The following is a 14,013-nucleotide window of genomic DNA, read 5'->3' on the forward strand; positions in this document are numbered from 1 at the left end:
ACGAACCCCGAGAACCCCCAAAGAACACCGACATCCCCCGCACATCCCACATCCCAGCCGCGGAAGCGGGATGCACCAGCGGCGGAGCCAGCTGCGGACAGCCTTCGAGCTGTAGCCCTTGTCGCCCAGGACATGGGCAGGTCGGACCCGGACTGGCCCCCGTTCGTCCCCGCCGTCAGCGGTTGAGGAATGAGTAGCTGCGGCCAAGCTCGGTGAAGCCGCGGCAGGAATACCACTCGCGCGGCCAGTCAGTCACGTCCGCGATGAGGAAGAGCTGCGGGATCCCGGCAGCAGCGGCCAACGCCAGACCTGTAGCGAGCAGGGTGTCTCCGTGGCCCTGCTTACGGTGCGGCCCGGCGGTGACGAGGTCCTCCAATTGAGCCAGCCCGGCAGTTCGGTCAAGATAGAGGTCCGCCCAGGCCGCGATCTCCCCATCCGGTGTCCGGGCAGCCAGGAAGAACACCTTCTCGGCGCCGCGCAGTCGGGCGGTGCGGCGCTCGGTGAGCTGTCGAGCGAGATCCTCATCCAAGCCCCAGTCCAGCTGCTGGCGGAACACCGCCGCTCGCAACTCGGCCAGCTCGACCGGGTGCGCGGCCGGTTCGGGAAGCGCGCAGCCAGCCGTCTCCCGGGCCAGTATCAGCTGGGTGTCCCGGTCGTAGCCGGCCGCTGCCAGTACCGGGGTAGCCCGCTCCCCGAGCGCCTCGTCCATCACCGTGATCCGGTACTGCTGGCGCGGTCCGAAGCCCTGTGTAGCCAGTTCGGGCAGTGCCGCCGGGTCGGCGTCTGAGGCATCGACGATCAGTTGGTTGTGTTCCTGGGAGTGGGAGAAGTCTGGGTCGTGGACGGTGAAGGCCCCGGGCAGCTCGATGGTCTCAGCGGCCTGGCGGCGGGCGAAAGAGGCGCGGAAGGTGGTCACGCGCTCAAGCAGATCCGACATCTTAGTCATGATCGTCCCACCCACCGTCGCGGCAACAACCTTCCCCTACTGGCAGGCGCTCTAAGTTGCAGTGACTCTCCGCAGCTTCCATTTCGCCGACTGGGATCATAGGCGCTCAGGTCACGTCCCGCCGGTTGACGAAAAGGCAGGAGAGGCCGAGGCACACCACCGCGTACGCCGCCAGTATCAGGCTCGCGGACAGGGGGCCCGAAACCGAGACGACCCCGGGTATCGAGGTGTTCGGCTTGCCGGACGGATCGAGGGCGGTGGCGAGCGACCCGGCGCTCGGTCCGATGAGCAGCCGTTGCACCCACTTGAGGGCGGGAAGGGTGCCGGCCAATCCGGAAACGAGGTTCTCCAGCGCCAGCAGCCAGAGCAGGCCCACTCCGATGGCTGCCCCGGTGCCGCGCAGCAGGATCGACAGGAAGATGCCCAGGCTCGCCGCGGCCATGCTGATGAGCCAGACGGCGCCGATTCCGCCCAGCAGCGTGGCCGCGTCCGGCCAGTGGGCGGGGCGGCCGGTGAGTGCCGAGGCGAGCCCGCTCGCCCCCGCGCTCGCCGCCAGCACCAGCACCGTGACGCACAGGACTGCCACCGCTGCCGCCATGGCCTTCCCGAGTACCGCCGAGCTCCGGCCGGGTCCTTGGACCAGAAGGGTGCCCCAGGTGCCCCACCGGTATTCCCCGCCGACGAGGACAGCGCCGAGGATAAGCATCAGCGCGCTGCCGAACATCGGGTACAGGTCGACTGTGCCGGACAGGAACTTGTCCGGCAGTATGCCGCCGATCAGCTGCTCCGGATCACCCGCCGAGCCGGTCGGCCGGTTCCTGATGGCAAGCCAGACGATGTACGGCACCACCATGCCGAAGGCCACCGACAGGCCGGCCCATGCCCCGCCGACGACCCAGACACCGGGACGCTTGCGTGTCGCCAGCAGTTCGGCCCGAATGACGCCGTTCAACGGCCCACCACCTCCATGGATTCCGGTCCGGTGGGCCGGTGGTCCTCCACCAGGTCGAGGAAGACGTCCTCCAAGGACAGGACCTGCTGGTGCAGTTCGCTGACCTCCAGCCCGTTCACCACCAGCAGCCTGTTGACGGCAGCCGCCTCACGCGGGGCGACGACCACGCGCAGCTTCCCGTCGCCGGCGGTCGCCGAGCGGACCGCCGGCAACTGCCGTACGAGCTCTGCGGCACGCTCGGGCGAGTCCACGGTCACTGTCAGACCGCCCTCGCTGCCCCCTCGGCGCAGCTCGGCCACCGTTCCCTCGGCGATCAGTCGGCCGTGCCGGATCACGCCCACCCGGTCGCACAGATGCTCGACTTCGGCCAGCTGATGGCTGGACAGCAGCACGGTGCGGTTTTCCCGGCGTAGTCCGGTGATCAGGTCGCGCATGCTCGCCATGCCCTCCGGATCGAGGCCGTTGGTCGGCTCGTCGAGGATGAGCAGAGCGGGGTCCTTCAGCAGAGCGGCGGCCACTGCGATGCGCTGTTTCATACCGAGCGAGTACGCGCGGAAGGCGACATCCGCCTTGGCCGTCATCCCGACTTCTTCGAGAACCTGCTCGATGCGGGCCGTGGGGACGGACGCGTACCCGACGAGGACGCGCAGATTGTCCCGGCCGGACAGATGCGGATACAGGGCCGGTGCCTCGATCAGGGCTCCCACCGCGCGCAGGCTGCTCCGGGCCCCGGCGCGGTGTCCCAGCACCGTGGCGGTCCCCGAGGTGGGCCGGATCAGTCCCACCAGCATCCGCATGGTGGTGCTCTTCCCGGCCCCGTTCGGTCCGAGGAATCCATAGACCTCGCCGCGCCGGACCGTCATGTCGAGGTCGAACACACCGGTTTCGGGGCCGTACCGCTTGGTCAGCCCGCTGGTACGGATCGCGATGTCTTCGCCGCTGTCAGGCATCGGCGGCCTGCCTTTCGCCGGAGCGGCCTCGCGCGGCCAGCCCGAGGATGCCGGCCGCCACCACGGACTCCACGGCGAGGATCACCACCGCCCACACCGGGCCCGTCCAGCGCTGAAGGGTGCCGAACCACACCCACATCAGCGCGCAGTAGGCCCCCAGGAGGAGCAGGAGCGAGGTGATGCCGTAGATCGCGTAGGCGCGTGCGTCGCGGGGCGGGTAAGCGCTGAGCTGTTCCCGGGCAGCGGGGTCGCGCCGGCGTAGTCGCAGCCGCCAGAACCGGTAGGACTCGCGGCGTAGGTCGACGATGTTCAGCGAGTGGGTGAGCATGACGTATCCGTCCGATCGCAGTACCGGCAGCAGACTCATCACGGCGCCTCCGCTGCCGAACAGCAGCAGCCCGGCGGCGAGCGAGCGCCCGGGGACCCCGTCATGGGCCAGCAGCCACCAGGCCAGCACCGGTACGAGCGCCAGCAGGCTGACGAAGACGCCCGCGAACGCCGTGCCCACCCGGGCCCTGCGTCGGTGGAAGAGCACGATGTCGTCCGTGCGGCAGTACGGGGTCAGCATCGGAAACCGCCAGCTGAGCCCGATCTCGGTGACCGTGCCGCCGAAATGGCGGCAGGTCACGCCGTGGGCGAACTCGTGCAGCACGGTGATGCCCCAGAACAGCAGCATCGACAGCGGCACGGTGATCACCCAGGATCTCTGGTGCGTCGCCTCGTGGGTCAGGGTGGACAGGTGCGTCCAGACGAACACCTGTAGACCGGCCACCAGGACGAACGCGGGGATCAGGAACGCCGCACGGAAGGCGAATGCCAGCCTGGTGGCCAGAGCGGCGCACAACCGGTCGGGGCGCAGCATCACCCAGCGCCGGCGCAGCCGGCTCTGCCGCGCCGATTCCTTGGCTGCGTGGGCCCGTCTGAGCTTGTCGAGGGCCTCATCGTCGGCGTGTCCGTCGAGCAGTTGGTAGCGGCCGAGCATGGTGAACATCTGTTGCCAGTGTGCGGGCCCGAGCTGGCGGCCGTAGGTGTCGGTGTAGCTGCGTCCGATGTCCTCGAGGGTGTGACCGCCGTCCATCAGCCCCATGATGAAGTGTTCGCGGGGGCCGACCCGGTAGTAGCAGCCGGTGCGTGCGTCCTTGACGTGGTGCACGGTCTTCGGGCCGGAGCGCAGGGCGGGGCCGAAGACCACCTCGGGCCGGAGCCGGGGCCGGTCGTAGGCCGTTCCGGTCACCGCAGCGCCTCCTTGGGTGCCATGTCGGACAGCGCTCTGCAGATGACGTAGGAGAGATAGATCTCGTCCAGGATGCTCACCCCGAGCCGGTTGTTGGTCATGTGGACGTAGGAGCTGAGCACGATGGCCAATGCGTCCTGCGGGTCCGGTACGGATCCGTCACGGAACGTCAGGTGTCCGGCGTCGCCCAGTTTCAGTACACGGTCGCGGAGTTCGGTGCAGTGGGCCAGCCAGGACCGCTCCAGCGGGGTGGGCGACGCCGTCCCGTCGCGCCAGGCACTGTCGCGCACGTGCCGCAGCCGGGGCACCAGCCGGTCCTTCATCCGTTCGTAGGAGCGGTCGAAGCGCTCGTGCTGGCTGTCGCTCGGTTCCTGGTACGAGGTCTCCCACATGGTGCGGTAGCGGACGAGGAACCGGGCCACCGCGTCCTCGTCCCGCAGCAGGGCGAAGCACAGTCCTGCCGTCAACTGCACCGCCTGGCCGAGCAGTACGGTCCGTACATGCACGTTGGTGGTCTGAAGGAGCGCCATCACCGTCTCGCTGGACTCCTGGAAGTGCCACTCGGCCAGCTCCATGCCGGCAGGGCCGCCATAGCGGTCCAGCTCGCGTTCATAGGGGATGGACGCGACACTGTTGTTGTCACGGAACGGCATCTCGCCGTCGGCGCCGTAGCGTTCGTTCCAGCGTTCCTCGGTGTACTCGGCGAGGAACATGTTCTTGTAGAGGTCGCCGCTGGAGTTTCGGTCCTCCTCGTAGAGGGCGGGGCGTTCGCGCAGGTACGCCTCCAGCCGCTCCCGCGCCGCGCGGGCGACTTCGTCGGCCGCCGAAGCGTCGGCCGGCAGCAGACGCAGCCGGATGTGCGGGCCCTCCAGCCAGTAGCGGATGAAGAACCACGAGCGCAGCAGGCCGCGTTCACGCAGGCGTGACATCAGCGGCCGTACGCAGTGCACCAGTACCGGGTTGGCGTTCGCGGCGTAGAAGACGTGCAGGCTGATCCAGCCGTCGCCGTCCTGCTCCGTGTCGACGGTGCCGCCGTCGTTCGATCCTCGCCTGTTGTCCATCACCGTTGCGCATCCGTTCCGTTGACGCCGTCGAGCTGGACCGTGAGTTCGGTGACGTACCGGTGCCGGCCGTCGCGCAGCCACATCTGGTCGGGGCCGGGCAGCATCTCCGTGAGTACCACCACCGAGGCGCTCTTGCGGACCGCGGTCTCCAGCAGGCGGACGCACGCGTAGGAGTCGAAGTCCACGTACTGCGGCTTGTGTTCACCGCCCAGCGAGGCGAACACATGACGTGGGAGCCCCGCGTCGCGCTGCCATTCCCGCCACGCCAGGAACCACTCCTCGTCCGGCTGTCCGGCTACCGCCGGCGGTAGCTGGTCGGCGGCGAACCGCCAGGTCTTGCGCTGCAGCACCACATTGCCGAGCCGCACACGGGGGAGGACACCGCTCGCGCCCTCCTGGACGCCGGTGCCCTCCCAGAGGTCGAGCTGGACCATGGTAGTGCAGGAGAAGTTCAGCAGCACCTGCTGCACCTCGGGCAGCGCCATCGGCAGCAGGAAGCCGAGGTAGACGGGGATCACCTCGACGCCCAGACGGCGGGAGCGCAGCCGTAGCCGGTCGGTGGCCGTGTCGTGCTCGACGACCAGGTCCTCCACCGGGATCCGCTCGTGCGGCGGGCGGAAGCTGGTCTCTCCGGGGCAGACGATCTCGTAGGGGGTGACGACCGGGTGGAGGTTCAGATTGGTCGCGTCGTAGCCGCCTTTGAGCTCGGCGAACACGGCTCCCTGCGGTACGGCGTCGTCCAGCGAGCGGCGTAGTGACGTGGTGAGGGCGTCGTCGAAGCAGTGCGCGAACCGGGAGAAGAGCAGCGTGAGTCCGGAGTAGACCCGGTTGACGACCACGACCGGGTCCTCGGTGCCGTTCTCGGCGAGCTGAAGGAAGAACGACAGCGACCGCAGGTTTTCCGGACGAGGCAGCAGCTCCTCCACGGTGGCCAGGAAGTCCTCGTCGAGCTCGATGTCGGCTTCTGGCGCGCGGGCTCCGCCGTACCGGACTCTCATCTCCTCGGCCACGGCGGCGCGGGCGCGGTCGATGCCGGCTATCTCCTCCTGCCGGAACCAGTTGTCGTACGGACGCAGGGTGGTGCCGTCGAAACGCTGATGACGCATCAAGCGCTGGTTGTAGTTGTCGTAGAAGTCCTGGTTGAACTGGTGGGCGAAGGACAGGAAGTCCTCGCAGCAGCCGCCTTCGCCGTAGCGCGCCCGGAAGAACCCCTTGGTGACGAGCCTGCGTACCGCGTTCCCGTCGAAGGCTGGCAGGATCCGGGCCAGTTGGCGTAGGCCGGGGGTGAGCTGCCGGGTCCAGGTTGAGGCGTCACCGGTCACCGCCAGCCCGGACAGTGTGGTGTCCTCATAGACCAGGGTGCGCAGGACCGGTGTGTCGTCGTGGCCCAGCAGGTGGTACGTCTCGGCCACCGACGTCTTGACGTGGGCGAGCAGTTCACGCCTGTGGGCCAGGCCGGCCCCGGCGAACCGTTCGACGTCCGTGCCCATCCGCTCGACGAGCGTCGCGATGTCGTCGGCCCAGCTCGTCCCCAGTCCCCGTAGCCCGCTTCGGTAGCTGGAGACCGGGTCCGGGTCGTGGATGTCGATGTGCAGGTCCGGCACGACGAGCAGGCCGAGCCTGAGCAACTGTGCGAGATACCGCTCCGCTTCTGGCTCGGGTCGCTTGGCGTCCATCGCGCACAACTGCCGTACGGCGTCCTCGAACCGTAGCGTCGTGCCGTCGCTGAACAGCTTGAGCACGTCGGCGAGCGCTTCTCCGCCGGGCAGGAAAAACAGGCTTTCGTGGACCGCGTCCAGGGTGACCGCCGCGTCCGCGTTGCCGTCGGCGCCGCGCAGCTTGCGCAGGTAGCGGACCCGGTCTTGGTGCACCTGCGTTCCGGTGGTGGCCCGTACCGGTAGGTCAGGGCGGATCCGGGGGTTCGTGGTCAGCAGTTCGGAGAGTCTGGCGAGTATCGCGATGTTCAGCCGGGTGCTGCCCCGCTTCTCCCACCCGTCGACGGATGCGACGAGCGGCCGGCCGCCGGCCTCGGTGAAGTGGCCCGCGGAGACCGCCGTCAGGGTGCTGAACGGGCTGGTCTTGCACGCGGTGCGCAGGAGGTACTCCAGCAGTGACCGTTCGATGCGCCTTTCCCGCTTGCTGAGCGGTCCGCCGTCGCGGTGCAGGTAGGCGTCGAGGTACTCGTCGAGCGACGGGGACGACAGCTGGATGCCGTGCCGCAGGTCCGTCTCCGTCGCCGCGCGACACAGCTCCCGCCGGGCCTCGGCACTCTCCTCGGCCAGGATGCCGGAGCCGGTCCGCAGCAGCGCCTCGTGCCGCTGCCGGTCGGCGGACCACTCGCCCAGCTCGGCGAGTTCGGTGGCCGCCAGCAGCGGCTCGGCTGCCGCCAGGCCGCGTGGTGCACGGGCGTTGAAGACGTCGCGGCGCAGGTTGATCAGCGTCCGGCGGGCCGCTGGGTCGTCAAGACTCTGTGCCACCCGCTCCTGCAGGAAATCGGCGAGCCGGGCCCCGCGCTCGCGCAGCCGTCGTCGTGCGTCGAGCACGCCGTCCGCCCAGGCCGCGCTCGCGGGAGTGGCCAGCGCGGCGGCGGTTTCGAAGGGGAGACCGCCGACGCGCAGCATGAACCTCGGCACCAGGTGCCACCGCACGCGTTCCGCGCTCTCGTGGTCGGGCAGGGTGGCGGCCGACGCCACACGTGACGTCGGTGCCGGCAGCGCGCTGGATTTCACGAATCAGCCCTCTCAGACCAGCCGGTAGTCGAAGTCCGCGCTGTCCGCGCGTTCGTGGCCGAGCAGCACGAAGAGAAAGGTTCGCTCGTCCCCGTCGTCGAGGCCGGCCCACTCGTCGATGGCGATGTTGTCGAAGCCGAGCACCGCCCCGCAGCCGACGCCCAGCGCGGCAGCGGCGGTGTAGGCCGTCTGCGCCACCGCGCCCACCTCGGAGTTGAGGACCCGGTAGCCGCGGCTGCCGTAGGCGTCGAGCGTGCTGCGCCACCGTCCCGAGATGGCCAGCACGGCGCCGACTTGCTCCAGGTTGTAGTTGCTCAGGTAGTAACTGTGTTGCAGCTTTTCGGCAAGCGGCATTTCGCGCACCACGCGCAGCCGGTGGCCGCTGCCGTCGTAGCGGTAGGTGCCGCTGGGCAGCCCGGCGACCCGGTTCGCCAGTACGTACAGTCCCGTCAGCCCCACGTCGTCGGGCACCACGTCCGAGACGTACCGCTGCGCCGACCCCGCGCCGGCGAGCACGGTCCCCAGTTCGTCGAGGCCGAGTGGGCGGGAGCGGGTGAACGATCCGAAGCTGGTCCGGCGGGAGCGCAACGTCTCGCCGATGTCCAAGTCCAGTCGGTCGGTCAGCGGCTGGGGAAGTATGACGTCCTCGCCTCCAGCGGGCGAGACCGGTTCGAGTCCGCGCGCCGCCTCGGCCTCCGGGCGTTCGCGGCGGTCCTCCAGGACCGCATGGTGCACCTGCTCGATCTGCTCGAAGGTGATGGTCCGCGCCGACCTCTCAAAGCTCGGCCGGTCGATCAGACCGGCTGGGCCGTCGCGGTCCGCCGGACCGGTCGCAGGGCCGGCGGGTTCACCGAACGGCAGCGGGACCACGGCCAGTGCGCACTCCTGGTCGGTTTCAAGTCCTAGCAGCCGGTTCAGCCGTTCGTCGTCGAACCACAGCACGTGGGTGAGGCGTCGGCCCGTACCCCGCGCGATCAGCTCCCAACTGCCCAGCAACGCACCGGCGTCCTGGGTCACCACGTGGTAGCAGAAGCTGTTGTACTTGAAGGAGTTCTTCCAGAACCTCACGGTCACCACGAGGAAGCCGTCGGACTCCCCGGGACCGGCCCCGGTCCCGCCTTTGGACTCGCACGCCGCGCGCACCTCATCGGTGAGATCACCGGCCAGCAGGCGCTCGAAGTCGTGGTGCGCCGTCGAGTAGTGGTAGACGCCGGGGGTCAGTGGACCACCCGGCCCGGCGACCCAGTACACCTCCAGCGGGTACATCCCGCCCCCGGATGCGGTACCTCTCCCCCACAGAGCCTCCGGGTACAGCACCCGCACATGGCTGTCCTGGTTCCAGCTCACCCGCAGCCTGCGGTCGAGGACGCCGTAGGACAGCCGCAGTAGGGCGGCGAGCGTGTCGAGCGTCCAGGGCGGGCCCTGGCCGGCGGGCGGTTCACCAAGGAGTACGTCAGCGGCGCCGGCCAGCGGCAGGCCGGTGCCCGCCGGCAGGGGAAAACGCCGCACTCCCAGGTAGGTCTTGTGTCGGGAGGGCTGGTCCTCCCAGTCGGGGGTGAATCCGACCGGCTCCATGGGCTCCCGGCCGCGCCGGAACACCGACTCCACATAGTCGCTCACGACCTGCGTGCGGTTCTCGGACAAGAGATCTCCTTCTTCGGCCGGGGCTGGCGCCTGCGGGGACGGCTCATGGAAGGCAGCGGGTTCAGCTCACGGGAATGGGTGCGGCCTGCGGTTCAGCCCGGTGGGACCGAACTCCTCGTCGCGGGCGTGGACCTCCGCCAGCTCGCCGTCGAGGTAGGCCTTCAGCCGCGGGTGCTGCAGTACGCGCTGCCGCTCCCAGCCGAAGTCGATCGGCACCAGTCCAGGCGCCAGCACGCTCAGTGTGCGGATACCGGTGCCGTCCTGTTCCGGGCAGGTCTGATCCACCGCGACGACGTCGCTGCCCACCTCTCGCAGCCGTTCCATCACGAACCGTGCGTCCTCGGCCAGGTCCAGGCTCTCGGGCCGCTGCGCTAGCCACGGGCCGTACAGCTCATCAACCGACCGGGGCGGCGCCGCGTCCAGCAGGAAGTCGACCGCCGATGCCATCTCCGGCAGGCCGTACAGCAACGCGTGGTGGGTGAGTTCGTGCACCCGGTTGTAGTCGGTGACCATCGCGCGCAGGTCGGGTAGTTTCGCCTCAACCCGCTCGTCCATGCCCGGGATGTAGGAGGCGGTCTCCGCGATCGCCGCGCGCACCGCCTCCACCGGGTCGAGGCTCGCGCCGGCGGCGAAGCACAGCCGGCCCATCCCTCCATCCAGCCGCTCGGCTACCGCCATCACCGCGGGCACCGGGACGTCCACGCGCATGTCGAACAGGCGCATCCGGTAGCCGAGCCTCGCAACCCGGTCCAGTACGAACTGGACCTCCTCGTCGACGACGGTTGCCTGGTCGATCTCTGGCAGCTTCGCCGCGCCGTACCAGCACAGCAGGAACGCGTCGCGCTCGATGAGTTCGAGCATGCCGTGCAACAGCGCCTCCTCGACGCTGCTGCCGCTGGCGCAGCCGTTGGAGCACTCCTGGACGAACTTCCGGTCCGGGCGGCGGTCCAGGTAGAACACGAACTGTTCGGGCACCAGCAGCGGCCGCTGCTCACCGAACGAGTAGCCCCAGACCCAGTGGGTCGGGGTGTCCGGATGGTAGGGCTGGTAGTAGTCGTTGTGTCCGACGTAGAACTCGGGGCGGTACGAACCCATCGTCGCGGGGTCGAGGGCCTGCGGCGCCAGTTCGCGGTAACTGCCGTATGTCTCCGGCTGCTTGGCTCGTGGGAACTGGCCCGCGTACCGCTCCAGGCCTTCCAGGATGCCGTACCGCTCGCTGCTCGCCGAGCTCTGCGACTGCCCGCTCCACCACATCTCGTGGTAGTCGTACTTGCTGCGCACGCGGAAGTACCCGCTGACGGGCAGGGTGGCGCTGCACTGGTAGACGCGGCGGGCCGCGCTCGCCAGCGCTCCGCACACTTCGTTGACCAGGCCGGTGGTCGGCAGGGTCAGGTCCGCCGCCGACGCACCCCGGTAGGTGGTGGGCCCCGGCTTCGGTTGCGGGCCGAGCGGCAATGTCGCGCTCTCGGCGGTGTCGTGCACCGGGGTGGCGCAGCTCTCGCACTCGGAGTCAGGGATCAGGTCGTGACGGTCGACGGTCAGATCACCGGTCCGCAGCTCCACGATCCGTCCGATCCGCCGGTCGCCGGGGGCGACTTCGCCGTCGGTCGTCTCCGCGTGCACGATCTGCGCGATCTGCTCCAGGGCGAAGGCGGTGAGCGATTCGTCACCCGCCACCCAGGCGTCCGCGTCGTCCTCGATCGGCCCGCGCTCCTCGACCGGGCGCAGCGCCAGCCAACGGCGGTCCAGGCAACGGCCGCACGGCCGGCTCATGCCGTCGGCCCGGTGCAGCGGCCCCATCAGCACCGTGCCACCGTACAGACGCACCGGGTAGACGAGTCCGTCTGCCGGCCGCCCCCTGCTGGGCGCCGACCGCTCCGGCAGGCCGAGCACCCCGACGTCGATCGTGACACCTGCGCCGGCGCACCCGGCCAGATAGTCGCGGACGACGTCGGTCACCCGGGGGTCGTCCAGGACCGTCGCGGTGGTCACCGCGTTCGACACCACATTCATCCGTCCACCCAGTCACTCCGAAGATGGGGGTGCAGCTGCCTGCCTCGGCGAAGGGACCGTCGCGTAGGGCAGCTGCACGTATCAGCCGAACGACCGGGCCGGCGGCAGGTGCTCACCGGCCCGGTCAGCTGCCTGTGTCAGCTGGTGCTGCTGCTGCAGGAGCAGCAGCTGCTGGTGGAACACGAGCAACAGCTGGAGCACGAGCAGGACGAGCTTGACCACGCCAGCTCGACGGACTCGTCGGTCATCTCTTCGATCTCGAACGTCGCGCTCTCCAGAGCGCTCAGTTCCTCCCTGAGCTCAACGGACATGGCGGTCCTCCATTCGTGATGGTCGGACGTGCACCCGGAACCGGTGTTCCGAGAACCATGGCGCGCCTCGAGGGCGCGGACCGGCTCGCTGTCGCGCTACTTCGCGGCGAGCAGGATCGTTCCAGTGACCATCGCGCGGATCGCGCTCAGGTCGATCGGCGTCGTGTCGACGAAGAGGGCGCGCGTGCCGTCGGCGTCCAGCCGGCCGAGCGCTACGGAGATCGGGACCCCGGGCTGGGCGAAGGACCACTCGGCCTTTGCGTCGCCCTCGGTGAGGGTCCTGGGGTCGAAGTCGGCCACCAGCGGGTCGCCGGGGTCCATGGGCGCACCCTCGTAGTGCCGGCCGACGGCCAGTCCGACGGCGTCCCGCACCGCCTCGCGTACCGCGGCGCACACCGAAAGCGCCGAGCCCGTCGCCCAGTCGACCGCCCCGCCGTCGGCGCCCTCGACCACCGCGAGCACCGCGAAGGCGGGCGCGGCGCCGGGCAGTGCGTAGACCCGGGCGGTGTGGCCTATGTGCCGCAGGGCTCCGAGCGCGAACGCCGTCTCTTCATCGTCGGCCAGCCACTCCTCGGTGAGTGGCAGGGCCGGGTCCTCGCCGCGGATCGCGCGGACGAGTCCACGCTGTGCCAGCGCCGAGCACAGCCCGCGTTCCTGTACGTCCGCCGTGGTCCAGCCGGCCGCCGCGCCCGCGGGGCTCGGCTCGAACAGCAGCCGGGAGTTGGCCGGGGAGAGTGGGTGGACGGCCGCGGCCGGCACCTGCCAGCGGCTTGAGTCGTGCAGTGACACCGCGGACAGCCGTGCCCGCGTCGCTGGCTCCTCCTCGGGTGCGAGCAGGCCGCTGAACAGGGCGAGCCGCTCGGCGGGAACCAGTTCCCCGCCCAGGGAAGCCGCCTCGTCCCGCAGCCCGACGGGCCCGAGCCGGCCCACGTAGCAGACGACCGCCATCTGCACCGAGCGTGTGCGGGCGACCAGGACCGTGTCGGTGTCGAACGCGGCGATTTCACGCGCCCCGTCGGTCAGCAAGCCGGCCGGCCCGAGCCGCACCCGGCCGGTCTTGAGTGGTATCTGTCGGATCGAGTCGTCCGTCCAGCCGGACATCACGCCGAATCGCGGGGAGACCAGAACAGCCGCGCGCCCGTAGGCGTCACTGTCGTCCGCTGGCGGGCGTACGGCGTTGTCGGGCTCCACCCGCTGGTGCCGCATCGGGCATCCGGGGTGCGGCAGCACCCGTTCGCGACCGGCCTCCAGCGTGGTCAGATCCTGGATCACGGCATGCCGCTGGTCGTCCGGCTGCAATTGGCCGGTGCGCAGCCTGAAGACCTCGAACGCGACGGCGTTGCCCGTCATGGACTGCGCCACCAGGCTGCCGGCCGAGGCACCGCCGCCGGCCGGGCCGACCGCCAGTGAGCGCCAGAAGTCGGCCACCAACCGAGGATCGGAGTTGGCGGACAGTCGAAGTTGCGCGCACACCCAGCACGGCTGCTCTGCGGGCCCGGAGATCGGCCCCACCACCATGCGGTCCGGGTCGGCCACCACCGGGACCAAGTGCGGGCCGTGCGGAACGCCGTGCAGCCGTTCGGTCAGTTCGAGCAGCGCGCCGCTGCGCGATTCGTCCGCAACTGCCACCACGACGTCGAACGGCGTCAGATCCTCCGGGGGCGATGGCATCACGATGACGTGTGCCGGTGCACCCGCGTCGACAAGCCGGGCCGTCTCGGTGTCGAATTCCGATCCCCACGCGGCGTCGTCCAGCGCGACTTCGGCCAGTCCATTGCGCAGCAGGCCGCGCACCGCTGCCGCCGCTACGCCCCCGGGCGGGCCGCTGACCAGGACCCGGGAGGAGCGGAACCGTGCAAAGAGTTCCTGCGGCGTCTGCTGGTCCGCGTGCATGAAATGTTCCACGAAATTGATCTGTGGTGCGAACAGATCCGAAACGGCGGCCGGCAGCAGCTGCACGTCAGGGCGCGACATGGCGCGGGCGAATCCCCGGTCGAGCAGGGTGCGCATCAGTCCGACCGCGGTTTTGCGTCGGGTGTCGTCCAGCCCTTCACATAATTCCGCGATGCTGAATTCGCCAGTCATTCGTGGGCCGAGGGCGGACATCCACTCATATGCGCCGGAGCCTTTGAGGACACAGGAAGTCTCTGAACTTCTCAGATAGATTCCG

Annotated in this window: 10 protein-coding genes; all 10 read right to left on the reverse strand. The window is 69.6% G+C overall.

Annotation, left to right across the window (positions count from 1 at the left end; all coding sequences use genetic code 11):
- Positions 1 to 175: 175 nt before the first annotated feature.
- The 10 genes from OG963_RS04820 to OG963_RS04865 all read right to left on the reverse strand — a co-directional run bounded on the left by OG963_RS04820 (position 176) and on the right by OG963_RS04865 (position 13,928).
- The gene (locus OG963_RS04820) at positions 176 to 937 is read right to left on the reverse strand and encodes a GNAT family N-acetyltransferase (protein WP_371798520.1); all 762 of its coding nucleotides are present in this window, start codon (positions 935 to 937) and stop codon (positions 176 to 178) included.
- 115 nt (positions 938 to 1,052) lie between these two features.
- Positions 1,053 to 1,898 (reverse strand): ABC transporter permease, encoded by an 846-nt coding sequence (locus tag OG963_RS04825; RefSeq protein WP_371798521.1) that lies wholly within the window; start codon positions 1,896 to 1,898, stop codon positions 1,053 to 1,055.
- Positions 1,895 to 2,848 (reverse strand): ATP-binding cassette domain-containing protein, encoded by a 954-nt coding sequence (locus tag OG963_RS04830; RefSeq protein ID WP_371798522.1) that lies wholly within the window; start codon positions 2,846 to 2,848, stop codon positions 1,895 to 1,897. The genes OG963_RS04825 and OG963_RS04830 overlap by 4 nt, the downstream gene beginning before the upstream one ends.
- Complete coding sequence (locus tag OG963_RS04835; RefSeq protein ID WP_371798523.1) at positions 2,841 to 4,082, reverse strand: hypothetical protein; 1,242 nt, start codon at positions 4,080 to 4,082, stop codon at positions 2,841 to 2,843. Before OG963_RS04835 ends, OG963_RS04830 begins: the two co-directional genes overlap by 8 nt.
- Positions 4,079 to 5,143: a thiopeptide-type bacteriocin biosynthesis protein gene (locus OG963_RS04840; RefSeq protein WP_371798524.1), complete on the reverse strand. Its 1,065-nt coding sequence runs from the start codon at positions 5,141 to 5,143 to the stop codon at positions 4,079 to 4,081. The genes OG963_RS04835 and OG963_RS04840 overlap by 4 nt, the downstream gene beginning before the upstream one ends.
- Entirely contained in the window at positions 5,143 to 7,875 is a 2,733-nt protein-coding gene (locus tag OG963_RS04845; protein ID WP_371798525.1) for a lantibiotic dehydratase, read from the reverse strand. Before OG963_RS04845 ends, OG963_RS04840 begins: the two co-directional genes overlap by 1 nt.
- Before the next feature lie 12 nt (positions 7,876 to 7,887).
- A complete protein-coding gene (locus tag OG963_RS04850) occupies positions 7,888 to 9,519 on the reverse strand; it encodes a SagB family peptide dehydrogenase (protein WP_371798526.1) in 1,632 nt (543 codons plus the stop codon).
- Between the two features lie 66 nt (positions 9,520 to 9,585).
- Entirely contained in the window at positions 9,586 to 11,532 is a 1,947-nt protein-coding gene (locus OG963_RS04855) for a TOMM precursor leader peptide-binding protein (RefSeq protein WP_371798527.1), read from the reverse strand.
- An 81-nt stretch (positions 11,533 to 11,613) separates the two neighbouring features.
- On the reverse strand, positions 11,614 to 11,754 hold the full coding sequence (locus OG963_RS04860; RefSeq protein ID WP_158716088.1) for a hypothetical protein: 141 nt from the start codon (positions 11,752 to 11,754) through the stop codon (positions 11,614 to 11,616).
- A 185-nt stretch (positions 11,755 to 11,939) separates the two neighbouring features.
- A complete protein-coding gene (locus OG963_RS04865; protein ID WP_371798528.1) occupies positions 11,940 to 13,928 on the reverse strand; it encodes a TOMM precursor leader peptide-binding protein in 1,989 nt (662 codons plus the stop codon).
- Positions 13,929 to 14,013: the final 85 nt, after the last annotated feature.

Source organism: Streptomyces sp. NBC_01707 (genome assembly GCF_041438805.1).
In the GTDB taxonomy this organism is placed as follows: domain Bacteria; phylum Actinomycetota; class Actinomycetes; order Streptomycetales; family Streptomycetaceae; genus Streptomyces.

What these genes read in the sequence shown, in the direction of transcription:
- OG963_RS04830 (WP_371798522.1), bottom strand. Translation starts at nt 2,848, where the DNA reads ATGCCTGACAGCGGCGAAGACATCGCGATCCGTACCAGCGGGCTGACC.
- OG963_RS04840 (WP_371798524.1), bottom strand. Translation starts at nt 5,143, where the DNA reads ATGGACAACAGGCGAGGATCGAACGACGGCGGCACCGTCGACACGGAG.
- OG963_RS04855 (WP_371798527.1), bottom strand. Translation starts at nt 11,532, where the DNA reads ATGAATGTGGTGTCGAACGCGGTGACCACCGCGACGGTCCTGGACGAC.
- OG963_RS04865 (WP_371798528.1), bottom strand. Translation starts at nt 13,928, where the DNA reads ATGACTGGCGAATTCAGCATCGCGGAATTATGTGAAGGGCTGGACGAC.
- OG963_RS04820 (WP_371798520.1), bottom strand. Translation starts at nt 937, where the DNA reads ATGTCGGATCTGCTTGAGCGCGTGACCACCTTCCGCGCCTCTTTCGCC.